Here is a 26,050-nt window from a genome sequence, read left to right on the forward strand (position 1 = left end):
ATGTCGAAACTCGGCAACCTCGGCGCTCGACTGCACCGCGGCGAGATCTCTTACGACTTCGTCGGCAAGCGCAAGATCTGGTACGGCGTCTCCATCCTGATCACCATCACGGCCATCCTCGGCCTGGCGGTGCGCGGCCTGAACATGGGCATCGAGTTCCAGGGCGGCGCGGTCTTCACGACGCCGACCAAGATGAGCACCTCGGTGGCCAAGGCCGAGGAGTACGCCAACGAGGCCTCGGGCCACCAGTCGGTCGTGCAGAAGCTGGGCAACGGCAGCCTGCGCATCCAGATCGCGGGCATCGACACCGACCAGTCCGACCGGATCAAGCAGGAGCTGGCCAAGGACCTGAACCTCGACCCGGAGAAGCTCGCCGCCGACCTGGTCGGCCCGAGCTGGGGCGAGCAGATCGCCAACAAGGCCTGGGAGGGCCTGGCGATCTTCATGGTGCTGGTCGTGATCTACCTGGCGATCGCGTTCGAGTGGCGCATGGCCATCGCGGCGCTGGTCGCGCTGATCCACGACATCACCATCACGACCGGTATCTACGCCCTGGTCGGCTTCGAGGTCACGCCCGGTACGGTCATCGGTCTGCTGACCATCCTCGGTTACTCGCTCTACGACACGGTCGTCGTCTTCGACAGCCTGAAGGAGCAGACGAAGGACATCACCAAGCAGACCCGCTGGACGTACAGCGACATCGCCAACCGGTCGATCAACGGCACCCTGGTCCGCTCCATCAACACCACGGTCGTCGCCCTGCTGCCGGTCGCCGGTCTGCTCTTCATCGGCGGCGGCTTCCTCGGCGCGGGCACGCTCAACGACATCTCCCTGTCGCTGTTCGTCGGTCTGGCGGCCGGTGCCTACTCGTCGATCTTCATCGCCACGCCGCTCGTCGCCGACCTCAAGGAGCGCGAGCCGGCGATGAAGGCGCTCACCAAGCGGGTCCTGGCCAAGCGTGCCCAGGCCGGTGCGGACGAGGACGTGGTCCGCGGCGCCGGTGACGACGCCGACGAGGCCGCGCCCGCCGTGGTGGGCCCGCGCAACCAGCCCGCGGCCCGCGGCCGCGGCCGTGGCCGCACCTCGGGGAAGCGCCGATGACCGACATCCAGGAGCTGCTGCTCAGCCGCATCCGCGACGTCGCCGACTACCCGGAGCCGGGCGTGATGTTCAAGGACATCACCCCGCTCCTGGCCGACCCGGCTGCCTTCACCGCGCTCACCGACGCGCTGGCCGAGATCGCCGCCAACACCGGCGCCACCAAGATCGTCGGTCTGGAGGCCCGGGGCTTCATCCTCGGCGCCCCGGTCGCCGTCCGCGCGGGCCTGGGCTTCATCCCGGTCCGCAAGGCGGGCAAGCTGCCCGGAGCCACCCTGCGCCAGGCGTACGACCTGGAGTACGGCTCGGCGGAGATCGAGGTGCACGCGGAGGACCTGGCCGCCGGCGACCGCGTCCTGATCGTGGACGACGTCCTGGCCACCGGCGGCACCGCCGAGGCCGCGATCCAGCTCATCCGGCGCGCGGGCGCCGACGTCTGCGGCCTCGCGGTCCTCATGGAACTGGGCTTCCTCGACGGCCGCGCCCGCCTGGAACCGGCCCTGGACGGCTCCCCGCTGGAGGCGCTCCTCCAGGTCTGAGCCCCCACACCCACGGACGGCCGCCCCGGCATCGCCGGGGCGGCCGTCCGCGTTCCCGGCACCGGCCCCGGGAAACGGAGGGGAGAACGGCTCGGCAAGGGGCACCCGGAAGCCACCCGCCGGACACCCACCGCACCCCCGGGACAACCCCCGCACCACCCGCCCGTCACCTCCCCGGAATCCCGCGGCCCCCCCCCGGTGTTCCACGGATAGACGGTCCTCACAGTCGCCTGCAGGCGATGACCGGGCGCAGGATCGATACCATGGGGTCTCCGGAGCCTGACCGGGGGACCCGGATCGCGCACGAGGAGCCCTCTTGCCAGACGAGGCCCAGCACCTGACCGCCGCCAAGCCCGAGCCCGCCTCGGCCCCCGCGGCGAAGCCCGCGCCGAGCACTTCGCAGGTGAAGAACGACGCCCGCGGGACGGTCGAGCACGCCCAGTCCGCGCCCGTCGAGAAGAGCGCCGAGTCCTCGCGCCCCAAGCCGGTCCCGCCCGAGCGCCCGGCCCAGCCCCCCGTCGTGCGCCAGCCGGCCGCGCAGCCCTCCCGCACCGGCTCCTCCAACCGCGTCCGGGCCCGCCTCGCCCGCCTCGGCGTCCAGCGCGCGAACCCGTACAACCCGGTCCTGGAGCCGCTGCTGCGGATAGTGCGCAGCAACGACCCGAAGATCGAGAACTCCACGCTGCGCCAGATCGAGCGCGCCTACCAGGTCGCCGAGCGCTGGCACCGCGGCCAGAAGCGCAAGAGCGGCGACCCGTACATCACGCACCCGCTCGCCGTCACCACCATCCTCGCCGAGCTGGGCATGGACCCGGCGACGCTGATGGCAGGGCTGCTGCACGACACCGTCGAGGACACCGAGTACGGCCTGGACCAGCTCCGCCGCGACTTCGGCGACACCGTCGCCCTCCTCGTCGACGGCGTCACCAAGCTGGACAAGGTCAAGTTCGGCGAGGCCGCGCAGGCCGAGACCGTGCGCAAGATGGTCGTGGCCATGGCCAAGGACCCTCGGGTCCTGGTCATCAAGCTCGCCGACCGCCTGCACAACATGCGCACCATGCGCTACCTCAAGCGCGAGAAGCAGGAGAAGAAGGCGCGCGAGACGCTGGAGATCTACGCTCCGCTCGCCCACCGCCTCGGCATGAACACCATCAAGTGGGAGCTGGAGGACCTCGCCTTCGCGATCCTCTACCCCAAGATGTACGACGAGATCGTACGGCTGGTGGCCGAGCGCGCGCCGAAGCGGGACGAGTACCTCGCCATAGTGACCGACGAGGTCCAGGCCGACCTGCGCGCCGCCCGCATCAAGGCGACCGTCACCGGCCGCCCGAAGCACTACTACAGCGTCTACCAGAAGATGATCGTCCGCGGCCGTGACTTCGCGGAGATCTACGACCTGGTGGGCATCCGTGTCCTCGTCGACACCGTGCGCGACTGCTACGCCGCCCTCGGCACCGTGCACGCGCGATGGAATCCGGTCCCCGGCCGGTTCAAGGACTACATCGCGATGCCCAAGTTCAACATGTACCAGTCGCTGCACACGACGGTCATCGGCCCCAACGGCAAGCCGGTCGAGCTGCAGATCCGCACGTTCGACATGCACCGCCGCGCCGAGTACGGCATCGCCGCGCACTGGAAGTACAAGCAGGAGGCCGTCGCCGGCGCCTCCAAGGTCCGCACCGACGTGCCCAAGGCGGGCAAGAAGGACGACCACCTCAACGACATGGCGTGGCTGCGCCAGCTGCTGGACTGGCAGAAGGAGACCGAGGACCCGGGCGAGTTCCTGGAGTCCCTGCGCTTCGACCTGTCCCGCAACGAGGTCTTCGTCTTCACGCCCAAGGGTGACGTCATCGCGTTGCCGGCCGGTGCCACCCCCGTCGACTTCGCGTACGCCGTCCACACCGAGGTCGGCCACCGCACCATAGGAGCGCGGGTCAACGGCCGTCTCGTACCGCTCGAATCCACCCTGGACAACGGCGACCTCGTGGAGGTCTTCACCTCCAAGGCGGCCGGCGCCGGCCCGTCCCGGGACTGGCTCGGCTTCGTCAAGTCGCCGCGGGCCCGCAACAAGATCCGTGCCTGGTTCTCCAAGGAGCGCCGGGACGAGGCGATCGAGCAGGGCAAGGACTCCATCGTGCGGGCCATGCGCAAGCAGAACCTGCCGATCCAGCGGATCCTCACCGGCGACTCGCTGGTCACGCTCGCCCACGAGATGCGCTACTCGGACATCTCCGCGCTGTACGCGGCGATCGGCGAGGGCCATGTCTCGGCGCAGAGCATCGTGCAGAAGCTCGTCCAGGCCCTCGGCGGCGAGGAGGCGGCCACCGAGGAGATCGACGAGACGGTTCCCCCGTCCCGCACCCGCGGTCGCAAGCGCCGCTCCAGCACCGACCCGGGCGTGGTGGTCAAGGGCGTCGAGGACGTGTGGGTCAAGCTGGCCCGGTGCTGTACGCCGGTGCCCGGCGACCCCATCATCGGCTTCGTCACCCGGGGCAGCGGCGTATCGGTTCACCGCAGCGACTGCGTCAACGTCGAGTCGCTGTCCCGCGAGCCGGAGCGCATCCTCGACGTCGAGTGGGCGCCCACCCAGTCCTCGGTCTTCCTCGTCGCCATCCAGGTCGAGGCGCTGGACCGCTCGCGCCTGCTCTCGGACGTCACCCGGGTCCTGTCCGACCAGCACGTCAACATCCTCTCGGCGGCCGTGCAGACGTCCCGCGACCGGGTTGCCACCTCCCGGTTCACCTTCGAGATGGGCGACCCGAAGCACCTCGGCCACGTCCTGAAGGCCGTGCGGGGCGTGGAGGGCGTGTACGACGTCTACCGCGTGACCTCCGGACGCACCCGGTCGTAGACCGCCCGCCCGGCGGACCGGCATACGAAAGGGCCCCGTACGCGCGTACAGGGCCTTTCGTATGCTCGCTGAGGGAATCTAGCCCCCGAACTCCTGCAAGCCCTTCAGGGCCTGCTCCAGGAGCGCCTCACGGCCTTCCAGCTCCTTCTGGAGCTTGTCGGCCTTGGCGTTGTTGCCCTGGGCGCGCGCCTGCTCGATCTGCGCCTTCAGCTTGTCCACGGCGGCCTGGAGCTGACCGGTCAGACCCTCGGCACGCGCGCGTGCCTCCGGGTTCGTCCGGCGCCACTCGGCCTCCTCGGCCTCCTGGATCGCCCGCTCGACGGCGTGCATCCGCCCCTCGACCTTCGGCCGGGCGTCCCGCGGGACGTGACCGATGGCCTCCCAGCGCTCGTTGATCGAGCGGAAGGCGGCCCGCGCGGCCTTCAGGTCGCCGATCGGCAGGAGCTTCTCGGCCTCCTCGGCCAGCTCCTCCTTCAGCTTCAGGTTCTCCGACTGCTCCGCGTCCCGTTCGGCGAACACCGAGCTGCGGGCGGCGAAGAACACGTCCTGGGCGCCTCGGAAGCGGTTCCACAGGTCGTCCTCGTGCTCGCGCTGGGCGCGGCCCGCTGCCTTCCACTCCGCCATCAGCTCGCGGTACCGGGCGGCCGTGGGACCCCAGTCCGTCGAACCGGACAGCGCCTCGGCCTCGGCGACCAGCCGCTCCTTGATGCGGCGGGCCTCCTCGCGCTGCGCGTCCAGCTGCGCGAAGTGCGCCTTGCGGCGCTTGGAGAACGCCGATCGGGCGTGCGAGAAGCGGTGCCACAGCTCGTCGTCGGACTTACGGTCCAGGCGAGGCAGGCCCTTCCAGGTGTCCACCAGCGCGCGCAGCCGCTCGCCGGCCGCCCGCCACTGGTCGGACCGGGCCAGCTGCTCCGCCTCCGCGACCAGGTCCTCCTTGGCCTTGCGAGCCTCGTCGGACTGCTTGGCCCGCTGCGCCTTGCGCTCCTCGCGGCGCGCCTCGACGGTCTCGACGAGCTTGTCCAGCCGGGCCCGCAGCGCGTCCAGGTCACCGACCGCGTGGTGGGCGTCGACCTGCTCGCGCAGGTGGTCGATGGCGGCCTGGGCGTCCTTCGCCGACAGGTCGGTGGTCCGCACGCGCTTCTCGAGGAGGCCGATTTCGACAACCAGGCCCTCGTACTTGCGCTCGAAGTAGGCCAGCGCCTCCTCGGGGGAGCCGGCCTGCCAGGAACCGACGACCTTCTCGCCGTCGGCCGTACGCACGTACACGGTCCCCGTCTCGTCGACGCGGCCCCACGGGTCGCTGCTCACAGCGCCTCCTCCACATGATGCCTGCGGGGGGCCTCAGCACCCCCGGGCATCGTCCACAGTTTCGTCACGGCCAACATAGGCGACCAGCGGGTTGCCTGTCCGCATCCAGCGCGACCGAAATTCCGCAGTCGGCCGTTCCCGTCCCTCCGGTCGCTTCGGCACCGGTGACCTCAGGACTTGCCGACCGTCGCCTTGTTGATCACGACCGTCGCGTTCGGCGCTCCGTCGCCGGCGCCGGTGCTCTCGCCGGCCGCGGCGATCTTGTCCAGCACCTTCATGCCGGCCGCGTCGATGGTGCCGAACGGGGTGTAGCTCGGCGGCAGCTGGCTGTCCTTGTAGACGAGGAAGAACTGACTGCCGCCGGTGTGCTTCTGGCCGGTGTTGGCCATCGCCACCGTGCCCGCCGGATAGGTGTTGTTCTTCAGGCTCTTGTCCTTGAGGTTCTCGTCCGGGAGCGTGTAGCCCGGACCGCCCATGCCGGTGCCCTGGGGGTCGCCGCACTGCAGGACGTAGATGCCCTGGGTGGTCAGGCGGTGGCACTTCGTGTGGTCGAAGTAGCCCTTCCCGGCGAGGAAGTCGAACGAGTTGACCGTGTGCGGGGCCGCCGACGTCTTCAGCGCCACGCCGATGTCGCCGCACGTCGTCGCGAGCTTCAGCGTGTACTTCGCCGACGTGTCGATCGTCATCGCCGGCTCCTTCTTCCAGCTCTGCTTCTTCACCGAGCCGGCCGCCGGCTTCGCGCACGGGTCCGGTGCCTTGCTCGTCGGCGTCGCGCTCGGGGTGACCTCGGCGCTCGCGTTGGTCTTCTTGTCGTCGTCGTTCTTCAGCACCCCGGTCGTGTACAGAGCGACACTGCCGATCACGACCACGCCGAGTACCGACGCGATCACGGAGTTGCGCACGCGGGACTTGCGCCGCGCCTGGGTGCGCCGCTGCTGCTGCCGCAAGAACTTCTCCCGGGCGAGCTGACGCCGCCGCTGCTCCTGGCTGACCACCGGGTTCTCTCCTCATGCGTGTCGTGTGTCGGGCGGTACGCGTACGTCCTCGTGAGCCGACCGCTGCGTGTAGCCCCGTACCGTATATGGGTTGGCTGAGGAAACGGCAGCGCCGGTAGGCTCTGACAGCAGCTGAAGCCGCCTGTGAATCGACACAACGAAGGACGATCGTGCTCATTGCCGGGTTCCCCGCCGGGGCCTGGGGGACGAACTGTTATCTCGTCGCCCCCGCCGCCGGTGAGGAGTGCGTGATCATCGACCCCGGCCACCAGGCCGCCCCAGGCGTCGAGGAAGCGCTGAGGAAACATCGGCTCAAGCCCGTCGCCGTCGTCCTCACCCACGGCCACATCGACCACGTGGCCTCGGTCGTCCCCGTCTGCGGGGCGCACGACGTACCGGCCTGGATCCACCCCGAGGACCGGTACATGATGAGCGACCCCGAGAAGGCGCTCGGCCGGTCCATCGGCATGCCGCTGATGGGCGAGCTGACCGTGGGGGAGCCGGACGACGTCAGGGAGCTGACCGACGGCACGTCCCTGGAGCTGGCCGGCCTCACGCTCTCCGTCGCGCACGCGCCGGGCCATACCAAGGGGTCGGTGACCTTCAGGATGCCCGAGACCGCCGACGTCCCGTCGGTGTTCTTCTCCGGGGATCTGCTGTTCGCCGGCTCCATCGGACGCACCGATCTGCCGGGCGGATCCATGGTGGACATGCTCGACTCGCTGGCCCGTGTGTGCCTGCCGCTCGACGACTCCACCGTGGTGCTGTCCGGACACGGCCCCCAGACGACCATCGGCCAGGAGCGCGCCGCCAACCCCTATCTGCGGCAGGTGGCCGCCGGCCAGGGAGCCGAGGCTCCCCGACGAGGAATGTGACGAGAGATTTCCGTGAGCACTTTCAAGGCCCCCAAGGGCACGTACGACCTGCTGCCGCCGGACAGTGCCAAGTTCCTGGCCGTCCGCGAGGCGATCGCCGCGCCGCTCAGGAGCTCCGGCTACGGCTACATCGAGACCCCCGGCTTCGAGAACGTCGAGCTCTTCGCGCGCGGTGTCGGCGAGTCCACCGACATCGTGACGAAGGAGATGTACGTCTTCGAGACGAAGGGCGGCGACAGGCTGGCCCTGCGCCCGGAAACCACCGCGCCCGTGCTGCGGGCGGTCCTCGAGGCCAACCTGTACAAGACGGGCAACCTCCCGGTCAAGGTCTGGTACTCGGGCTCGCAGTACCGCTACGAGCGCCCCCAGAAGGGCCGTTACCGGCACTTCTCCCAGGTCGGCGCCGAGGCGATCGGCGCGGAGGACCCGGCGCTGGACGCCGAGCTGATCATCCTGGCCGACCAGGCCTACCGCTCGCTGGGCCTCAGGAACTTCCGCATCCTGCTGAACAGCCTGGGCGACAAGGAGTGCCGCCCGGTGTACCGGTCCGCGCTCCAGGAGTTCCTGCACGGCCTGGACCTGGACGAGGACACGCGCCGGCGCGTCGACATCAACCCGCTGCGGGTCCTCGACGACAAGCGCGAGTCGGTCCAGAAGCAGCTCACGGGCGCCCCGCTGCTGCGCGACTACCTGTGCGACGCGTGCAAGGCGTACCACGAGGAGGTCCGCGAGCTGATCACGGCGGCCGGTGTCTCCTTCGAGGACGACCCGAAGCTGGTGCGCGGTCTGGACTACTACACCCGCACCACCTTCGAGTTCGTGCACGACGGTCTCGGCTCGCAGTCCGCGGTGGGCGGCGGCGGCCGGTACGACGGCCTGTCCGAGATGATCGGCGGCCCCGCGCTGCCCTCCGTCGGCTGGGCCCTGGGCGTGGACCGCACGGTCCTCGCGCTGGAGGCCGAGGGGGTGGAACTGGACATCCCGTCCGCCACCTCGGTCTACGCCGTCCCGCTCGGAGAGGAGGCCCGCCGGGTGCTGTTCGGGAAGATCACCGACCTGCGCAAGGTGGGCATCGCGGCGGACTTCGCGTACGGCGGCAAGGGCCTGAAGGGCGCCATGAAGAACGCCAACCGCTCGGGCGCCCGCTACACGATCGTCGCCGGCGAGCGCGACCTCGCCGAAGGCGTCGTCCAGCTCAAGGACATGGAGTCGGGCGAGCAGACGGCGATCGGCGTCAACGAGATCGTGGCGGAACTGGAAGCCCGGCTCGGCTGACCCGCACGCGCGTGGGCGCCGGACGCTCCCCGAGGGGGCGTCCGGCGCCCCTGTTTCCGGCCGGCCGGGACTGTCCGGAACCGAGCAGACGGCACGCGTCGTACGTACTCCTTATGGGAAGCGAACGGTGCGCACACAGGCGCGTGCGGCAGAATGACCCGTGCCCGAAGATGGTCCACTCTCAAGTGACGGAATCGGCGTGATGAGCAAGACGACAGTCAAAGACGTCTCCGCGGAACCCGGTCCGGAGCGCGCCGCCGACGCCCCGCGCGCGGTGGGCGGCAGCCGTGCCTTCGCCATCGTGCTGCTGATCACCGGCGCGGCCGGACTGCTGGCCGCCTGGGTCATCACGATCGACAAGTTCAAGCTGCTGGAAGCGAAGGTCGCCGGCAAGACGTTCACCCCCGGGTGCAGCCTGAACCCGGTGGTCTCCTGCGGCAGCGTCATGGAGAGCAAGCAGGCCGCCGCCTTCGGCTTCCCCAACCCGATGCTCGGCCTGGTCGCCTACGGCATCGTCATCTGCGTCGGCATGAGCCTGCTCGCCCGCGCCCGCTTCCCGCGCTGGTACTGGCTGACCTTCAACTTCGGCACGCTGTTCGGCGTGGCCTTCTGCACCTGGCTGCAGTTCCAGTCCCTGTACCGGATCAACGCGCTGTGCCTGTGGTGCTCGCTCGCCTGGGTCGCCACGATCACCATGTTCTGGTACGTCACCTCGTTCAACATCCGCAACGACTTCCTGCCGTCCCCGCGGTGGCTGAAGTCCTTCTTCGGCGAGTTCACCTGGGTGCTGCCGGTCCTGCACGTCGGCATCATCGGCATGCTGGTCCTCACCCGCTGGTGGGACTTCTGGACCAGCTGACCGGGCGGCAGGGGGCCGGCTGACGGCCAGGACCCGATTGTCAGTGCGGTGTTCTAGGGTTTCAGCGTGGAACCCGACCTCTTCACCGCAGCAGCAGAAGAACGCCAGGAGAAGGACCCGGCGGCCAGCCCCCTGGCGGTGCGCATGCGCCCGCGCACGCTCGACGAGGTCGTGGGCCAGCAGCACCTGCTCAAACCCGGCTCCCCACTGCGCCGGCTGGTCGGCGAGGGCAACGGCGGCCCCGCCGGACCGTCCTCGGTGATCCTGTGGGGCCCGCCCGGCACCGGCAAGACCACCCTGGCGTACGTCGTGTCCAAGGCGACGAACAAGCGGTTCGTGGAGCTGTCCGCGATCACCGCGGGCGTCAAGGAGGTCCGCGCGGTCATCGACGGCGCCCGCCGCGCCACCGGCGGCTTCGGCAAGGAGACCGTCCTGTTCCTGGACGAGATCCACCGCTTCAGCAAGGCCCAGCAGGACTCCCTGCTCCCGGCCGTGGAGAACCGCTGGGTGACCCTGATCGCCGCCACGACGGAGAACCCCTACTTCTCGGTGATCTCCCCGCTGCTCTCCCGCTCCCTGCTGCTCACCCTGGAACCGCTCACCGACCACGACATCCGGGGCCTGCTCCGGCGCGCGCTGAGCGACGAGCGCGGCCTGAAGGACGCGGTCGGCCTGCCCGAGGACACCGAGGAGCACCTGCTGCGGATCGCCGGCGGCGACGCCCGGCGCGCCCTGACCGCCCTGGAGGCCGCCGCCGGGGCCGCACTCGACCAGGGCGAGAGCGAGATCAGCCTGGCGACGCTGGAGCAGACCGTCGACCGGGCCGCGGTGAAGTACGACCGCGACGGCGACCAGCACTACGACGTCGCCAGCGCCCTCATCAAGTCCATCCGCGGCTCCGACGTCGACGCGGCCCTGCACTACCTGGCCCGCATGATCGAGGCCGGCGAGGACCCCCGGTTCATCGCCCGCCGCCTGATGATCTCCGCCAGCGAGGACATCGGCCTGGCCGACCCGGGCGCCCTGCCGATCGCGGTCGCCGCCGCCCAGGCCGTCGCCATGATCGGCTTCCCGGAGGCCGCCCTCACCCTCAGCCACGCCACGATCGCCCTGGCCCTCGCTCCCAAGTCCAACTCCGCGACCACCGCGATCGGCGCCGCCCTGGACGACGTACGCAAGGGCCTGGCCGGTCCGGTGCCGCCGCACCTGCGCGACGGGCACTACAAGGGCGCCGCCAAGCTCGGCCACGCCCAGGGGTACGTGTACCCGCACGACCTGCCGGAGGGCATCGCCGAGCAGCAGTACGCCCCGGACGCCCTGAAGGACCGCGAGTACTACGCGCCGACCCGGCACGGCGCCGAGGCCAGGTACGCGGACGCCGTGGAATGGACCCGTGAACACCTCGGTCGCAAGCGGTCCTGAGCACCCTGTAAACTGCTCCGGAGTGCTGAGTCCCGTGCTGTCAGAACGGGACGGTCAGCCGGACGTCCAGTCCCTCGCGGACTGACTCCAGGAGCGTCGCGCACCGTCGAACGGTGTCGCGGGCAGCCCACCACCCCCCGCAGTATCGGGACGGTCGGTGGGCCACTCGCGTGCTGCACGTATGTGCCCAGACCAGGGAAGCGGCTGCCCGGCAGGTCCCCTGCGGACCCGGCGGGTTTTCCCGGCTGCGGATGCGACCTCCCTAATCCTGACAAGCCGGAAACTAGGAAACGAGATAAGAGTGGCGAACCAGTCCCGCCCCAAGGTCAAGAAGTCGCGTGCCCTCGGTATCGCGCTGACCCCGAAGGCCGTCAAGTACTTCGAGGCCCGCCCCTACCCGCCGGGTGAGCACGGCCGTGGCCGCAAGCAGAACTCGGACTACAAGGTCCGTCTGCTGGAGAAGCAGCGCCTGCGCGCTCAGTACGACATCTCCGAGCGCCAGCTGGTCCGCGCCTACGAGCGTGCGTCCAAGGTCCAGGGCAAGACCGGTGAGGCCCTGATCGTCGAGCTGGAGCGCCGCCTCGACGCGCTGGTCCTGCGTTCGGGCATCGCCCGCACGATCTACCAGGCCCGCCAGATGGTCGTCCACGGCCACATCCAGGTCAACGGCCAGAAGGTCGACAAGCCGTCCTTCCGTGTCCGCCCGGACGACGTCGTGCAGGTCCGCGACCGTTCCAAGGACAAGACGCTCTTCCAGATCGCCCGTGAGGGTGGCTTCGCCCCCGACGGCGAGACCCCGCGCTACCTGCAGGTGAACCTCAAGGCCCTGGCGTTCCGCCTGGACCGCGAGCCGAACCGCAAGGAGATCCCGGTGATCTGCGACGAGCAGCTCGTCGTCGAGTACTACGCCCGCTGACCCCAGCTCCGGCGTAGGCCCTCAGCCCGCCGTCTCCCCGCCCTTCCGGGTGGGCGAGGCGGCGGGTTCGCGCTGTCCGGAGCGGGTGTGCGGAACCGGCCCCCGGGGCGTCGGCAGCGCCGGCAGCGGTCGGACGTCGTTGCTGAGCGCCCGGGCCACCGCCGTCTCCCGGTCCAGCCGCGCCCCCCGGCGCACCCACTCCTCGTACCGCTCGTCGCCCAGCTCCTCCCGGGCCGTCGCCTCGCACAGCTCGTGCGGGGCGTTGTAGTACGCCGAGCCGAACAGCGGCAGCCCGACCGAGGGCCACATGCGTCCGGCGGCGCCCTGGAGCACCGCCGCCTCCACCGCATCGCCCTGCGTCACCGTCACCAGGGCCAGCAGCTCGATCGACAGCACCGTCCCGAGCAGATCGCGGAAGGAGTGCGCGTTGTCCAGACACTCGGCCAGCAACTCCCGTGCGCGGACCGGATCGCCGCCCTGCCAGGCCGCGTACGCCAGCACGTACAGCGCGTACGACCGCGCCCAGCGCTCCCCGTGGTCCTCGCACACCCGGCGCACGTCCTCGCACAGCCGCACCGCGTCCGGGAGATCCCCCTGGAACGCCCGCGTCATCGCCAGCTCCACCTGGCCCATCAGGACGTTGCTGTTCAGCTCGCCGATCTCCCGGTAGCGGTCCAGCGCCGACCGCAGCAGCGTTTCTGCGCGGGCCATGTCGTCCGAGACCAGGGCCAGACAGCCGGTGCGGTGCTCGGCGTACGCCACCGCCGTCGGATCCGCCGACCGCTCCGCCTGCTCCCGGCAGACCTGGAGCGCCTGCAGCGCCGGTACGGTGTCGCCCTGCAGGATCGCCACGTAGCCGAGCACCCACAGCGCCTTCAGCCGGGACTGCTCGTACTCCGAGTCCAGTTCCACGCTGCGCTCCAGCCAGCGCCGTCCCTCCGAGAGCCGGCCGCAGCCCACCCAGCAGAACCACAGCGAACCCGCCAGGTGCTGGCCGAGATGCGCCTCCTCGGGCTCGGTCAGACAGAAGTCCAGCGCCGTCCGCAGATTCGGCAGCTCGGCGTCGACCCGCGCGGCCACCTCCCGCTGCCGGGGCGAGAACCACTCCAGCTCGCACCAGGTCGCCAGGCCCAGGTACCAGTCCCGGTGCCGTCTGCGCAGCCGGCCCGCGTCCCCCGTCGCCTCCAGCCAGTCGGCGCCGTAGGCCCGGACGGTGTCCAGCATCCGGTAGCGGGGGCCCGCCGGGGTCTCCTCGCGGGAGACGACCGACTGGGCGAGCAGCTCCGAGAGCACGTCCAGGACGTCCTCGGCGGCCAGCCCGTCACCGCTGCACACGTACTCCGCCGCCTCCAGGTCGAAGGTCTGAGCGAACACCGACAGCCGTGCCCACAACAGCCGTTCGGCCGGCGTGCACAGCTCGTGGCTCCAGCCGATCGCCGTGCGCAGCGTCTGGTGCCGGGGGAGGGCGTCCCGGTCGCCGCCGGTCAGCAGCCGGAACCGGTCGTCGAGCCGGTGCAGCAGCTGCGCCGGGGACAGCACCCGCAGCCGTCCGGCCGCCAGCTCCAGCGCCAGCGGGATCCCCTCCAGCCGCCGGCACAGCTCCCGGACCTCGGGGCCGTCGGCCACCGGCACCCCGTGCGTCCGGGCCCGGTCCGCGAACAGCTCCACGGCCTCGTCCTCGGCGAGCGGCGCCAGCGGGAACAGCCGCTCGCCCGCGAGACCGAGGGGACGCCGGCCCACGGCCAGCACGCGCAGCTCCGGCAGGGTGCGCAGCAGCTCCGCCGTCAGATCGGCACAGGCCGCCACCAGATGCTCGAACCCGTCCAGCACCAGCAGCGCCGGCCGGCCGGCCAGATGTTCCAGCAGCGTCTCCCGGGGCATGCGGGCGGTGTGGTCGGTCAGCCCCAGCGCCTCCACGACCGCGTACTCCACGAACTGCGGGTCCCGCACGGGCGACAGCTCCACCCGCCCCCAGCCCGGCCCGGCCGCCGCCGCGCCGGAGGCCCACCGGACAGCCGCCCGCACGGCCAGCCGGGACTTGCCGACCCCGCCCACCCCGGTCACGGTCACCAGCCGCGCCTGACCGAGCGTCGCCGTCAACTCGGCCAGCTCGGCCGAGCGCCCGACGAAAGCGGTGAGTTCGACGGGCGGATCGCCGTCCGCCCGGAAGCCGGGACTGTGAGGACCTCGCATAGGACACGGAGCGTACTGAACCGTGTTCACTCCGTACAATCTCTTCCCGCAACTCCGCCCGCCCCGCACGGTAATCGGGTACGGAGCCTCGGCCCCGGCGCGATAGGCTCGGGGCACGACTTTTTCGATGTTCAGGCACGTTTCAGGGAGCGGGTGCGCACAGTGTCCGGTGGAGAGGTGGCCGGGATCCTGGTGGCCGTCTTCTGGGCGATCCTGGTCTCCTTCCTCGCGGTCGCACTGGCGAGGCTGGCCCAGACGCTCAAGGCGACCACCAAGCTCGTCGCGGACGTGACCGACCAGGCGGTGCCGCTGCTCGCCGACGCCTCCGAGGCCGTGCGCTCGGCGCAGACGCAGATCGACCGGGTCGACGCGATCGCCTCCGACGTCCAGGAGGTCACGTCGAACGCCTCCGCGCTGTCCAGCACCGTCGCCTCCACCTTCGGCGGCCCGCTGGTGAAGGTCGCGGCCTTCGGCTACGGCGTCCGCCGGGCGCTCGGCGGCCGCAAGGAGGACGTGCCTGGGAAGTCGCCCCGGCGTACCGTGATCGTGGGCCGGACGGTCCCCGCCGCACGACGCAAGCGGAAGTAAGGACTGAGACCGAGCGATGTTCCGCCGTACGTTCTGGTTCACCACAGGAGTCGCCGCAGGTGTGTGGGCCACCACCAAGGTCAACCGCAAGCTGAAGCAGCTGACCCCGGAGAGCCTCGCCGCCACCGCGGCGAACAAGGCCCTGGAGACCGGTCAGCGGCTGAAGGACCGCGCGGTCGGCTTCGCGCTCGACGTCCGCGACAACATGGCCCAGCGGGAGGCCGAGCTGGAGGAGGCCCTCGGCATCCAGGACAGCCCGGAGCTCCCGGCGCCCCGGCGGTACGCCGCCATCGAGAACAACCGCAGCAACCCGAAGTACATCGAGAACACGACGTACTCGTACAACCGGAATGAGGACCACTGATGGAGTCGGCCGAGATTCGCCGCCGCTGGCTGAGCTTCTTCGAGGAGCGCGGGCACACCGTCGTCCCTTCGGCGTCGCTCATCGCGGACGACCCGACTCTGCTCCTCGTCCCCGCCGGCATGGTCCCCTTCAAGCCCTACTTCCTGGGTGAGGTCAAGCCGCCGTTCCCGCGCGCCACCAGCGTGCAGAAGTGCGTGCGCACGCCCGACATCGAAGAGGTCGGCAAGACCACGCGGCACGGCACGTTCTTCCAGATGTGCGGCAACTTCTCCTTCGGCGACTACTTCAAGGAAGGCGCCATCAAGCTCGCCTGGGAGCTGCTCACCAGCCCCCAGGACAAGGGCGGTTACGGCCTCGACCCCGAGCGCCTGTGGATCACCGTCTACAAGGACGACGACGAGGCCGAGCAGATCTGGCACGAGGTCGTCGGCGTGCCCAAGGAACGCATCCAGCGCCTGGGCATGAAGGACAACTTCTGGTCCATGGGCGTCCCCGGCCCCTGCGGCCCCTGCTCCGAGATCAACTACGACCGCGGCCCCGAGTTCGGCGTCGAGGGCGGCCCCGCCGTCAACGACGAGCGGTACGTGGAGATCTGGAACCTCGTCTTCATGCAGTACGAGCGGGGTGAGGGCATCGGCAAGGACAACTTCGAGATCCTCGGGGACCTGCCGAGCAAGAACATCGACACCGGCCTCGGCCTGGAGCGGCTCGCCATGATTCTGCAGGGCGTGCAGAACATGTACGAGATCGACACCTCCATGGCCGTCATCGACAAGGCCACCGAGCTGACCGGCGTCCGCTACGGCGACGCCCACGCCTCGGACGTCTCCCTGCGCGTGGTCACCGACCACATGCGCACGGCCACCATGCTCATCGGTGACGGCGTCACCCCCGGCAACGAGGGCCGCGGCTACGTGCTGCGCCGCATCATGCGCCGCGCCATCCGCAACATGCGGCTGCTCGGCGCCACCGGTCCGGTCGTCAAGGACCTGATCGACACCGTCATCCGGATGATGGGCCAGCAGTACCCGGAGCTGATCACCGACCGCGAGCGCATCGAGAAGGTCGCCCTCGCCGAGGAGAACGCCTTCCTGAAGACGCTGAAGGCCGGCACCAACATCCTCGACACCGCCGTCACCGAGACCAAGGCCTCGGGCTCGAACGTGCTGCCGGGCGACAAGGCGTTCCTGCTCCACGACACCTGGGGCTTCCCGATCGACCTCACCCTCGAGATGGCCGCCGAGCAGGGGCTGTCCGTGGACGAGGAGGGCTTTCGCCGCCTGATGAAGGAGCAGCGGGAGCGCGCCAAGGCCGACGCACAGGCCAAGAAGACCGGCCACGCCGACATGGGCGCCTACCGCGAGATCGCCGACTCCGCCGGTGCCACCGACTTCATCGGTTACACGGACACCGAGGGAGAGACCACGATCGTCGGCATCCTGGTCGACGGCGTCTCCTCCCCGGCCGCCACCGAGGGCGACGAGGTCGAGATCGTCCTGGACCGCACCCCGTTCTACGCCGAGGGCGGCGGCCAGATCGGCGACACCGGCAAGATCAAGGTCGACTCCGGTGCCGTCATCGAGGTCCGCGACTGCCAGAAGCCGGTCCCGGGCGTGTACGTCCACAAGGGCGTCGTCCAGGTCGGCGAGGTGACGGTCGGCGCCAAGGCCCACGCCTCCATCGACGCCCGCCGCCGCCACGCCATCGCCCGCGCCCACTCGGCCACCCACCTCACCCACCAGGCCCTGCGCGACGCCCTCGGCCCGACGGCCGCCCAGGCCGGCTCCGAGAACCAGCCGGGCCGCTTCCGCTTCGACTTCGGTTCCCCGTCCGCCGTGCCGACGGCCGTGATGACCGACGTCGAGCAGAAGATCAACGAGGTGCTCGCCCGCGACCTCGACGTGCGCGCCGAGGTCATGGGTATCGACGAGGCCAAGAAGCAGGGCGCCATCGCCGAGTTCGGCGAGAAGTACGGCGAGCGGGTGCGCGTCGTGACCATCGGCGACTTCTCCAAGGAGCTGTGCGGCGGCACGCACGTGCACAACACCGCCCAGCTGGGCCTGGTGAAGCTGCTCGGCGAGTCCTCCATCGGCTCGGGTGTCCGCCGTATCGAGGCCCTCGTCGGTGTGGACGCCTACAACTTCCTCGCCCGCGAGCACACGGTGGTCAACCAGCTGACCGAGCTGCTCAAGGGCCGTCCGGAGGAGCTGCCGGAGAAGGTCTCCGCGATGCTCGGCAAGCTGAAGGACGCCGAGAAGGAGATCGAGAAGTTCCGCGCCGAGAAGGTGCTCCAGGCCGCCGCCGGCCTCGCCGAGTCCGCCAAGGACGTGCGGGGCGTGGCCCTGGTGACCGGCCGGGTCCCGGACGGCACCACGCCGGACGACCTGCGCAAGCTGGTCCTCGACGTGCGCGGCCGGATCCAGGGCGGACGCGCCGCCGTCGTGGCCCTCTTCACGGTGAACAACGGCAAGCCGCTCACGGTCATCGCCACCAACGACGCCGCCCGCGACCGCGGTCTGAAGGCCGGCGACCTGGTCCGTACGGCCGCCAAGACGCTCGGCGGCGGCGGTGGCGGCAAGCCGGACGTCGCCCAGGGCGGCGGCCAGAACCCGGCCGCCGTCGGCGAGGCCGTCGAGGCCGTCGAGCGCCTCGTCGCCGAGACCGCCAAGTAAGAAGCGGTCGAGACATGCGCAGAGGACGTCGGCTCGCGATCGACGTCGGGGACGCCCGGATCGGGGTCGCCTCGTGCGACCCCGACGGGATCCTCGCCACCCCGGTGGAGACCGTCCCCGGCCGGGACATCCCCGCCGCCCACCGCCGGCTGCGTCAGCTGGTGGCGGAGTACGAACCGATCGAGGTCGTCGTCGGCCTCCCTCGCTCCCTCAAGGGGGGCGAGGGCCCGGCCGCGGTCAAGGTCCGCGCCTTCGCCCAGGAACTGGCCAAGGGCATCACGCCGGTACCGGTGCGGCTGGTGGACGAGCGGATGACGACGGTGACGGCCAGTCAGGGACTGCGCGCCTCGGGGGTGAAGTCGAAGAAGGGCCGCGCGGTCATCGACCAGGCCGCCGCCGTCATCATTTTGCAGCAGGCCCTGGAATCCGAACGGGTGTCAGACAATCCACCCGGCGAAGGCGTCGAAGTGGTCATCTGATCGCGATACGGTAACGTTCCGCGCGATGCGCCGGTGTTCGAACAGCCGGGGCACAGCAAGAGGCGGAGCGGAAGCCGGCCCCCCGGCCGCGTGACCGTCGGCCTCGCGGCTCTAGGGGATCGATGACTGAGTATGGCCGGGGCCCAGGCTCCGAACCGTGGCATCCGGAGGACCCGTTGTACGGGGACGGCGGATGGGGAGGACAGCAGACCCACGCGGGCCGGCAGTCCCCTTACGAGGGTCAGCCCCAGCACTATCCGCAGGCGCCGCAGTACGGCGACTGGAGCCAGGAGCAGCAGCCCGGGTACGACGGGCAGCAGCACTCGTACCCGGACGGATCCGGTCAGCAGCAGTACGACCAGCGGTTCCACGGCCAGACCCAGCAGCACGTCCACCAGGGCGGCTGGGACGCGACCGGCACCCACGGCCAGGTGCCGTACGCGGCCGACCCCGGCGACCCGTTCGGCCAGCAGCCCGTGGCCTACGGCGGGGAACAGCCCGACTTCTACGGCACCGAGGACGCCTATCCGCCGCCGGAGCCGCCCGGCCGCAGGCGCCCCGAGCCGGAGCCCGAGCCGGAGACGGCGGGCGAGGAGGAGGAGCCCGCCATCTTCGCGGGGGACGGCGGGGAGGACGACGAGGAGCACGAGCTCCAGAGCCGGCGGGAGCGGCGCGGCAAGGGAAAGAAGCCCGTCAAGAGCAAGAAGCGGCGCACCGGCTGCGCCTGCATGGTGGTCGTCCTGGTGTTCGGCGGAGGCCTCGCCGGAGTCGGGTATTTCGGCTACCAGTTTTACCAAAATCGTTTCGGCACGGCTCCGGACTACGCGGGCGACGGCAACGGGGAGCAGGTCACAGTCGAGATCCCCAAGGGCGCGGGGGGCTGGGAGATCGGTCAGAAGCTGAAGGACGCGGGTGTCGTCGAAAGCGCCGCCGCGTTCGTCTCCGCGCTGCAGGCCAACCCTGACGGTAAATCGCTCCAGGACGGGGTCTACACCCTGGAGAAGGAGATGTCCGCCGCGAGCGCGGTGGACCTGATGCTGAGCCCGAAGAGCCGCAGCAACCTGATCATCGCCGAGGGCCTCCGCAACACAGCGGTGTACGCCCTGATCGACAAGCGCCTCGGAGTGGCGACGGGCACCACGGCGCGGGTCGCGAAGAAGGAGTACAAGCACCTGGGGCTACCTGCCTGGGCGATGAACCACCCGAACCTGAAGGACCCGCTGGAAGGCTTCCTCTACCCCTCGAGTTACGCGGTCACCAAGGAACAGAAGCCTGCGGCCGTTCTCAGGAAGATGGTGGCTCAGTCCACCGCGGAGTACAAAGCGTTGGGTCTAGAGAACAAGGCTCAGGCGCTGGGCCTCGACAGTCCTTGGCAGTTGCTTACGGTGGCGAGCCTGGTGCAGGCCGAGGGCACCAGTCACGATGATTTCCGCAAGATGGCGGAGGTCGTATACAACCGACTCAAGGTCGATAACCCTCAGACCTACGGTCGATTGGAGTTCGACTCCACCTACAACTACGTGAAGAATCAGAGCAAGCTCGATCTGAGCATCGCCGAGCTGCGTAGGTACGGCAACCCCTACAACACCTACTTCTCCAAGGGGTTGCCGCCGGGACCTATCGACAACCCTGGCGAGGAGGCGCTCAGGGGTGCGCTCAACCCGACTCACGACGGCTGGTACTACTTCATCTCGATGGACGGCAAAACCAGCAAGTTCACGAAGACGCTCGCGGACCACGAGAAGCTAGTCGACGAGTGGAACGCGGCGAGGAACAAGAACTGATGGCAGCGCGCGGCTACTCGCTGCCCTGAGGGACAGGGTGTGCTCGGCCAGGAGGAGGCTGGTTCAGGTCAGCCTCACTCTCCTCCAAGCGGTCGAGTAGGTCCCCCGGTCCCTGGCCGCGGCCTGTAGCTGGACGGCATCTGGGGCGTGGACTCCCTGACCAGCGGTCTCGCTCGTTTCCCGGTTGCCCGAGCGCACCAAGATTGCCCGACTGACGGGCATGAACGTCCCAGTTTCTTGTTTGGACACAATCAAGGCTGCATGTATGGTCAACGGTCGACCATAACTATTAGTGAAGTCAACACCACTTCACGTATCCACGTTGGGGGAAGCGGTATGAAGTTCGCACGGCTGGGGTCCGTTGCGGCCATGAGTGTCGCTGTCGTCGGGTTCGCGGCAGGATCGGCCAACGCTACCGGGGTCATATATTCCGCGGATGGCGGGGCGATGGTCGGCTATGACTCTTCTACTGAGTACTGGAATACCTGTGACGAAAAGGCAGACGGTCACGCTGCGGTTGGTCGAATCTATTACAAGGGCAAGCTCGCGGCGACTGTCTGGAACAAGAAGGGGGCGCATACTTGCGAAGAGAGTCGGGACGAAGTCTGGTTTGCTGACGGGGCTTCCATCCGTCTGGAGGCTTGCACCGGTAATGCAGGCAAGGTGAATGAGAGTACCTGCGTCAGCAGGCCTGACAAGGCTTAGCTTCTGAACTCGACGGCCAGCCAACTCGCTTTGCAAGTTGGCTGGCCGTCGCGCCGTGTTGTGCGGTTGGGTGTATCGCCAAGCGGCAGACGTGACTTTCTGGCGGATCCGGTGGATTCGCCAGCCCGTCGCTGGCGCCTCCGCTCATCCGTAAGCTCGACGAGCTCCTGGAGAGGCGGAAGGTCGGTCAAGGTAACCTGAATCCGTGGAATCCGAGGGTAGCTCTCCATGACATCGAAGGCAGTTGACGGCCGTCGTGCCGCCGTGCTCGGTTCGCCGATCGCCCACTCCCTCTCCCCGGTGCTGCACCGGGCCGCGTACGAGGCGGCCGGACTCACCGGCTGGTCGTACGACAGTTTCGACGTCGACGAGGCCGCCCTGCCCGGGTTCCTGGACCGGCTCGGCCCGGAGTGGGCCGGGCTGTCGCTGACCATGCCGCTGAAGCGGGCGGTCATCCCGCTGCTCGACGAGATCAGCGACACGGCCGCCTCGGTCGACGCCGTCAACACGCTGGTCCTCACCGAGGACGGACGCCGGCTCGGCGACAACACCGACATCCCGGGCATGGTGGCCGCCCTGCGCGAGCACGGCATCGAGCAGGTCGACTCCGCCGCGATCCTCGGCGCCGGCGCCACCGCCTCCTCCGCGCTCGCCGCGCTGGCCCGGGTCTGCACCGGGGAGGTCGTCGCCTACGTCCGCAGCGAGGCCCGCGCCGCCGAGATGCGGCAGTGGGGCGAACGGCTCGACGTGGAGGTGCGTACGGCGGACTGGTCGGACGCGGCCGAGGCGCTGCGCGCCCCGCTGGTGATCGCCACCACGCCCGCCGGTACCACCGACGCCCTCGCCACCGCCGTACCCGAACGCCCCGCCACCCTCTTCGACGTGCTCTACGACCCCTGGCCCACCGGGCTGGCGGCCCGCTGGTCCATGTTCGGCGGTGCCGTGGTCAGCGGCCTGGACCTGCTGGTCCACCAGGCCGTGCTCCAGTTCGAGCAGATGACCGGGCGCATCCCGGGCCCGCTGGAGGCCATGCGGCACGCCGGCGAGAAGGCGCTCGCGGCCCGCTGACGCCCGCGCACGCGTCCGCCTGCTGGACCGGCGGCCGGTCCCCGCCCCCGGACGTGGGAGGATCGGAGGTGGCGTACCGGGGTCGCGCACCCGGGTGGCGCCGTCGCCGTACGCGAGGACGCGCGTGCGCAAGGCAGTACCGGGCGCGAGCACTGAGGAGCACCGTTGAGCAGGCTGCGTTGGCTGACCGCGGGGGAGTCCCACGGTCCCGCACTTGTCGCGACGCTGGAGGGTCTTCCCGCCGGCGTGCCGATCACCACGGACATGGTGGCGGACCACCTGGCGCGGCGGCGGCTCGGCTATGGCCGCGGTGCCCGCATGAAGTTCGAGCGGGACGAGGTCACCTTCCTGGGCGGTGTCCGGCACGGCCTGACCCTCGGCTCGCCGGTGGCGATCATGGTGGGCAACACCGAGTGGCCGAAGTGGGAACAGGTCATGGCGGCGGACCCGGTCGACCCCGAGGTCCTCGCGGGGCTGGCCCGCAACGCGCCGCTGACCCGCCCCCGCCCCGGCCACGCCGACCTGGCGGGCATGCAGAAGTACGGCTTCGACGAGGCCCGGCCGATCCTGGAGCGCGCCTCGGCCCGGGAGACGGCGGCCCGGGTCGCGCTGGGCGCGGTCGCCCGGTCGTACCTGAAGGAGACCGCCGGCATCGAGATCGTGTCCCACGTGGTCGAGCTGTGCTCCGTGAAGGCCCCGCAGGGCGTCCACCCCACCCCGGCCGATGTCGAGAAGCTCGACGCGGACCCGGTGCGCTGCCTCGACGCGGACACCTCGAAGGCGATGGTCGCCGAGATCGACCAGGCCCACAAGGACGGCGACACCCTGGGAGGCGTGGTCGAGGTGCTGGCCTACGGCGTCCCGGTCGGCCTCGGCTCGCACGTGCACTGGGACCGCAAGCTGGACGCCCGCCTCGCCGGCGCGCTCATGGGCATCCAGGCGATCAAGGGCGTCGAGGTCGGCGACGGCTTCGAGCTGGCCCGCGTGCCCGGCTCCCAGGCACACGACGAGATCGTCAGCACGCCGGAGGGCATCCGGCGCGTCTCCGGCCGCTCGGGCGGCACCGAGGGCGGCCTCAGCACGGGTGAGCTGCTGCGGGTGCGTGCCGCGATGAAGCCGATCGCCACCGTGCCGCGCGCGCTGCGGACCGTGGACGTCACCACCGGCGAGCCCGCACAGGCGCACCACCAGCGCTCCGACGTCTCCGCCGTCCCGGCGGCCGGCATCGTCGCCGAGGCCATGGTGGCGCTCGTCCTCGCGGACGCGGTCGCGGAGAAGTTCGGCGGTGACTCCGTGCCGGAGACCCGCCGCAACGTGACGTCGTACCTCGACAGCCTGGCGATCAGGTGAGCGGCATGCCTGCGGTCGTCCTGGTCGGTCCGATGGGCGTGGGCAAGTCCACCGTCGGCCGGCTGCTCGCCGAGCGCCTCGGCGTCGGCTACCGGGACACCGACGAGGACATCGTGGCGGCCGAGGGCCGCACGATCGCCGAGATCTTCGTGGACGAGGGCGAGGCGGCCTTTCGCGCGCTGGAGAAGGCCGCCGTACGGGCCGCGCTCGCCGAGCACCCGGGTGTCGTCGCACTCGGCGGCGGGGCGGTCCTCGACCCGGACACGCGGGCGCTGCTGGCCGGGCACCGGGTGATCTACCTGTCGATGGAGGTCGAGGAGGCCGTCAAGCGCACCGGCCTGAACGTGGCCCGCCCGCTGCTCGCGGTCAACCCGCGCAAGCAGTGGCGGGAGCTGATGGAGGCGCGCCGGCACCTGTACGAGGAGGTCGCCACCGCCGTCGTGGCGACGGACGGCCGCACGCCCGAAGAGGTCACACAGGCGGCATGGGACGCACTGGAGTTGAAGCAGGTATGAGCGAGGCAGTCACCCGGATCCCGGTGGCCGGTACCGCGGGCACCGACCCGTACGAGGTACTGGTGGGCCGGCAGCTGCTGGGCGAGCTGGCCGGGCTGATCGGGGAACGGGCCAAGCGGGTCGCCGTGATCCACCCGGAGGCGCTGGCCGAGACAGGTGAGGCGCTGCGCGCCGATCTGGCCGAGCAGGGCTACGAGGCCGTCGCCATCCAGGTGCCCAACGCCGAGGAGGCCAAGACCGCCGAGGTCGCCGCCTACTGCTGGAAGGCGCTCGGCCAGTGCGGTTTCACCCGCACCGACGCCATCGTCGGGGTCGGCGGCGGCTCGACCACGGACCTGGCCGGGTTCGTCGCCGCGACCTGGCTGCGCGGGGTGCGCTGGATCGCCGTCCCGACCACCGTGCTGGCCATGGTGGACGCGGCGGTCGGCGGCAAGACCGGCATCAACACCGCCGAGGGCAAGAACCTGGTCGGCTCCTTCCACCCGCCGGCCGGCGTGCTGTGCGATCTGGCGGCGCTGGACTCCCTGGCCGTGAACGACTACGTCTCCGGTCTCGCCGAGGTCATCAAGGCGGGGTTCATCGCCGACCCGGTGATCCTGGACCTGATCGAGGCCGACCCGGAGGCCGCCCGCACCCCGGCGGGCCCGCACACGGCCGAGCTGATCGAGCGGTCGATCCGGGTCAAGGCGGAGGTCGTCTCCTCGGACCTGAAGGAGTCGGGCCTGCGGGAGATCCTCAACTACGGCCACACGCTCGGCCACGCGATCGAGAAGAACGAGCGGTACAAGTGGCGGCACGGGGCGGCCGTCGCGGTCGGCATGCACTTCGCCGCCGAACTGGGCCGCCTGGCGGGCCGTCTGGACGATGCGACGGCCGACCGCCACCGCACCATCCTGGAGTCCGTCGGCCTTCCGCTGCACTACCGCTACGACCAGTGGCCCAAGCTGCTGGAGACGATGAAGGTCGACAAGAAGTCCCGCGGCGACCTGCTGCGCTTCATCGTCCTGGACGGGCTGGCCAGGCCGACCGTCCTGGAGGGCCCGGACCCGGCCGTGCTCCTCGCCGCCTACGGCGAGGTCGGCCAGTAACTCCCGGTCCGTCCCGGACCGTTCCTTGGAGCCGTTCCCCCGCGTCCGATTTCCCTCGCCCACCGGGCACTTCGGGCCGCCCCCGGCCGTTTCACCAAACGACGGCCGGGGACGGTACCGTTCGGTAGGGAGCGGGGCACGCCTCGCTGCCGGCACGCATCGCCTGTACGAGACGGAGTGGCAACGGATGCAGCACGCAGTGGGGTCTCCGCTGCCGCCGCCCCACCAGCCGGGGCAGGGACCGCACGCCGGCTGGGCGCCGGCCGCGCACCACCCGGGTGCGCACCCGGGCACCTCCCAGGGGCCCGCTCCCGTTCCCCCGCCGCCCCCGGTGCCGGGCTTCGCGGCCCCGTCGGGCCCCGTGCCGCCCACCCCGCAGCAGCCCCCGGCACCGTCCGTCTCCGTGCCGCCGCCCCCGCAGCACACCTCCGGCCCGCCGACCCCCGATACCACCGGGCACGTCCCGCTGCCGCCCGGCGGTCCGGTCGGCGCGCCCGCGGCGCCGCCCGCCGCGGCCAGCGCACCGGACCCGACGGCCACCACCCTCGCCGTCCTCCTCATCGGCCCGGCCGGCGCGGGCAAGACCAGCGTCGCCAAGTACTGGGCGGACCACCGCCGCGCCCCCACGGCCCACATCAGCCTGGACGACGTCCGCGAATGGGTCCGCTCGGGCTTCGCCGACCCCCAGTCCGGCTGGAACGACCACTCCGAGGCCCAGTACCGCCTGGCGCGCCGCACCTGCGGCTTCGCCGCCCGCAACTTTCTCGCCAACGGCATCTCCTGCATCCTGGACGACGCGGTCTTCCCGGACCGCCCGGTCGTGGGCCTGGGCGGCTGGAAGCGGCACGTGGGCCCCGGCCTGCTCCCGGTGGTCCTCCTGCCGGGCCTGGACATCGTCCTGGAACGCAACGCCGAACGCACCGGCAACCGCCGCCTCACCGACGAGGAGGTGGCCCGCATCCACGGCCGCATGGCCGGCTGGTACGGCTCGGGCCTGCCGATCATCGACAACTCCCAGCTGGACGTCCCCGGCACGGCCCGCGTACTGGACGAGGTTCTGGCCAGAGCGATCGCGAGCCCACCGAGCTGGTGAGCGGGGGTGACCG

The 26,050-nt window shown here is 70.5% G+C and carries 21 protein-coding genes; 18 read left to right on the forward strand and 3 right to left on the reverse strand.

Translation table 11 applies throughout. The annotated features are described in order from the left end of the window. The 3 genes from secF (at nt 1) to ACIP4Y_RS25490 (ending at nt 4,488) form a co-directional block, all read left to right on the forward strand. Entirely contained in the window at nt 1–1,101 is a 1,101-nt protein-coding gene (gene secF, locus ACIP4Y_RS25480; protein ID WP_401397581.1) for a protein translocase subunit SecF, read from the forward strand. Beyond that, on the forward strand, nt 1,098–1,637 hold the full coding sequence (locus tag ACIP4Y_RS25485) for an adenine phosphoribosyltransferase (RefSeq protein WP_401397584.1): 540 nt from the start codon (nt 1,098–1,100) through the stop codon (nt 1,635–1,637). The genes secF and ACIP4Y_RS25485 overlap by 4 nt, the downstream gene beginning before the upstream one ends. 316 nt (nt 1,638–1,953) lie before the next feature. Next, nucleotides 1,954–4,488 carry a RelA/SpoT family protein gene (locus ACIP4Y_RS25490; protein ID WP_401397587.1) on the forward strand — a complete coding sequence of 845 codons (2,535 nt, stop codon included), beginning with the start codon at nt 1,954–1,956 and terminating at the stop codon, nt 4,486–4,488. A 78-nt stretch (nt 4,489–4,566) separates the two neighbouring features. Here ACIP4Y_RS25490 and ACIP4Y_RS25495 read toward each other — a convergent pair whose 3' ends face one another. Together ACIP4Y_RS25495 and ACIP4Y_RS25500 are read right to left on the reverse strand one after the other, a co-directional pair. Next, on the reverse strand, nt 4,567–5,796 hold the full coding sequence (locus tag ACIP4Y_RS25495; protein WP_358647175.1) for a DUF349 domain-containing protein: 1,230 nt from the start codon (nt 5,794–5,796) through the stop codon (nt 4,567–4,569). A gap of 170 nt (nt 5,797–5,966) precedes the next feature. Further along, on the reverse strand, nt 5,967–6,791 hold the full coding sequence (locus ACIP4Y_RS25500) for a peptidylprolyl isomerase (protein ID WP_358647173.1): 825 nt from the start codon (nt 6,789–6,791) through the stop codon (nt 5,967–5,969). Between the two features lie 170 nt (nt 6,792–6,961). On the opposite strand from ACIP4Y_RS25500, the gene ACIP4Y_RS25505 reads away from it, so the two are divergent. The 5 genes from ACIP4Y_RS25505 to rpsD all read left to right on the forward strand — a co-directional run bounded on the left by ACIP4Y_RS25505 (nt 6,962) and on the right by rpsD (nt 12,138). Further along, nucleotides 6,962–7,666: an MBL fold metallo-hydrolase gene (locus ACIP4Y_RS25505; RefSeq protein ID WP_401397589.1), complete on the forward strand. Its 705-nt coding sequence runs from the start codon at nt 6,962–6,964 to the stop codon at nt 7,664–7,666. Nucleotides 7,667–7,678: 12 nt separating this feature from the next. Continuing rightward, nucleotides 7,679–8,941, forward strand: coding sequence for a histidine--tRNA ligase (hisS, locus tag ACIP4Y_RS25510; RefSeq protein ID WP_401397592.1), 1,263 nt, complete (start codon nt 7,679–7,681; stop codon nt 8,939–8,941). A 202-nt stretch (nt 8,942–9,143) separates the two neighbouring features. After that, the gene (locus ACIP4Y_RS25515) at nt 9,144–9,800 is read left to right on the forward strand and encodes a vitamin K epoxide reductase family protein (RefSeq protein ID WP_358647167.1); all 657 of its coding nucleotides are present in this window, start codon (nt 9,144–9,146) and stop codon (nt 9,798–9,800) included. Between the two features lie 66 nt (nt 9,801–9,866). Further along, nucleotides 9,867–11,222, forward strand: a complete 1,356-nt coding sequence (locus tag ACIP4Y_RS25520; protein WP_401397596.1) for a replication-associated recombination protein A — start codon at nt 9,867–9,869, stop codon at nt 11,220–11,222. 301 nt (nt 11,223–11,523) lie between these two features. Beyond that, nucleotides 11,524–12,138, forward strand: coding sequence for a 30S ribosomal protein S4 (gene rpsD, locus ACIP4Y_RS25525; RefSeq protein WP_020938857.1), 615 nt, complete (start codon nt 11,524–11,526; stop codon nt 12,136–12,138). A gap of 21 nt (nt 12,139–12,159) precedes the next feature. Here rpsD and ACIP4Y_RS25530 read toward each other — a convergent pair whose 3' ends face one another. Next, nucleotides 12,160–14,331, reverse strand: a complete 2,172-nt coding sequence (locus tag ACIP4Y_RS25530; protein WP_401397600.1) for an ATP-binding protein — start codon at nt 14,329–14,331, stop codon at nt 12,160–12,162. 162 nt (nt 14,332–14,493) lie between these two features. Between ACIP4Y_RS25530 and ACIP4Y_RS25535 the strand changes: the two genes are divergently transcribed. From ACIP4Y_RS25535 to ACIP4Y_RS25580, 10 genes are all read left to right on the forward strand, one after another. Next, the gene (locus tag ACIP4Y_RS25535; RefSeq protein ID WP_361480179.1) at nt 14,494–14,919 is read left to right on the forward strand and encodes a DUF948 domain-containing protein; all 426 of its coding nucleotides are present in this window, start codon (nt 14,494–14,496) and stop codon (nt 14,917–14,919) included. A gap of 16 nt (nt 14,920–14,935) precedes the next feature. Beyond that, nucleotides 14,936–15,283 (forward strand): hypothetical protein, encoded by a 348-nt coding sequence (locus ACIP4Y_RS25540; protein WP_401397603.1) that lies wholly within the window; start codon nt 14,936–14,938, stop codon nt 15,281–15,283. Beyond that, nucleotides 15,283–17,955 (forward strand): alanine--tRNA ligase, encoded by a 2,673-nt coding sequence (gene alaS / locus ACIP4Y_RS25545; RefSeq protein ID WP_401397606.1) that lies wholly within the window; start codon nt 15,283–15,285, stop codon nt 17,953–17,955. Before ACIP4Y_RS25540 ends, alaS begins: the two co-directional genes overlap by 1 nt. Nucleotides 17,956–17,969: 14 nt before the next feature. Beyond that, nucleotides 17,970–18,434, forward strand: coding sequence for a Holliday junction resolvase RuvX (gene ruvX, locus ACIP4Y_RS25550; RefSeq protein ID WP_401397609.1), 465 nt, complete (start codon nt 17,970–17,972; stop codon nt 18,432–18,434). Between the two features lie 122 nt (nt 18,435–18,556). Continuing rightward, nucleotides 18,557–20,218 (forward strand): endolytic transglycosylase MltG, encoded by a 1,662-nt coding sequence (gene mltG / locus ACIP4Y_RS25555; RefSeq protein WP_401397611.1) that lies wholly within the window; start codon nt 18,557–18,559, stop codon nt 20,216–20,218. Between the two features lie 933 nt (nt 20,219–21,151). Beyond that, complete coding sequence (locus ACIP4Y_RS25560; RefSeq protein WP_401397614.1) at nt 21,152–21,991, forward strand: shikimate dehydrogenase; 840 nt, start codon at nt 21,152–21,154, stop codon at nt 21,989–21,991. 165 nt (nt 21,992–22,156) lie between these two features. Beyond that, nucleotides 22,157–23,341: a chorismate synthase gene (gene aroC, locus ACIP4Y_RS25565; protein ID WP_401397617.1), complete on the forward strand. Its 1,185-nt coding sequence runs from the start codon at nt 22,157–22,159 to the stop codon at nt 23,339–23,341. Between the two features lie 5 nt (nt 23,342–23,346). Further along, nucleotides 23,347–23,856, forward strand: coding sequence for a shikimate kinase (locus ACIP4Y_RS25570; RefSeq protein ID WP_401397620.1), 510 nt, complete (start codon nt 23,347–23,349; stop codon nt 23,854–23,856). Continuing rightward, nucleotides 23,853–24,944, forward strand: coding sequence for a 3-dehydroquinate synthase (aroB, locus tag ACIP4Y_RS25575; protein ID WP_401397622.1), 1,092 nt, complete (start codon nt 23,853–23,855; stop codon nt 24,942–24,944). Before ACIP4Y_RS25570 ends, aroB begins: the two co-directional genes overlap by 4 nt. A gap of 187 nt (nt 24,945–25,131) precedes the next feature. After that, on the forward strand, nt 25,132–26,037 hold the full coding sequence (locus tag ACIP4Y_RS25580; RefSeq protein ID WP_401397625.1) for a Pro-rich N-terminal domain-containing protein: 906 nt from the start codon (nt 25,132–25,134) through the stop codon (nt 26,035–26,037). The last annotated feature ends 13 nt before the right edge of the window (nt 26,038–26,050 follow it).

The sequence above is a fragment of the Streptomyces sp. NPDC088810 genome (genome assembly GCF_044750305.1).
Lineage (GTDB): Bacteria > Actinomycetota > Actinomycetes > Streptomycetales > Streptomycetaceae > Streptomyces.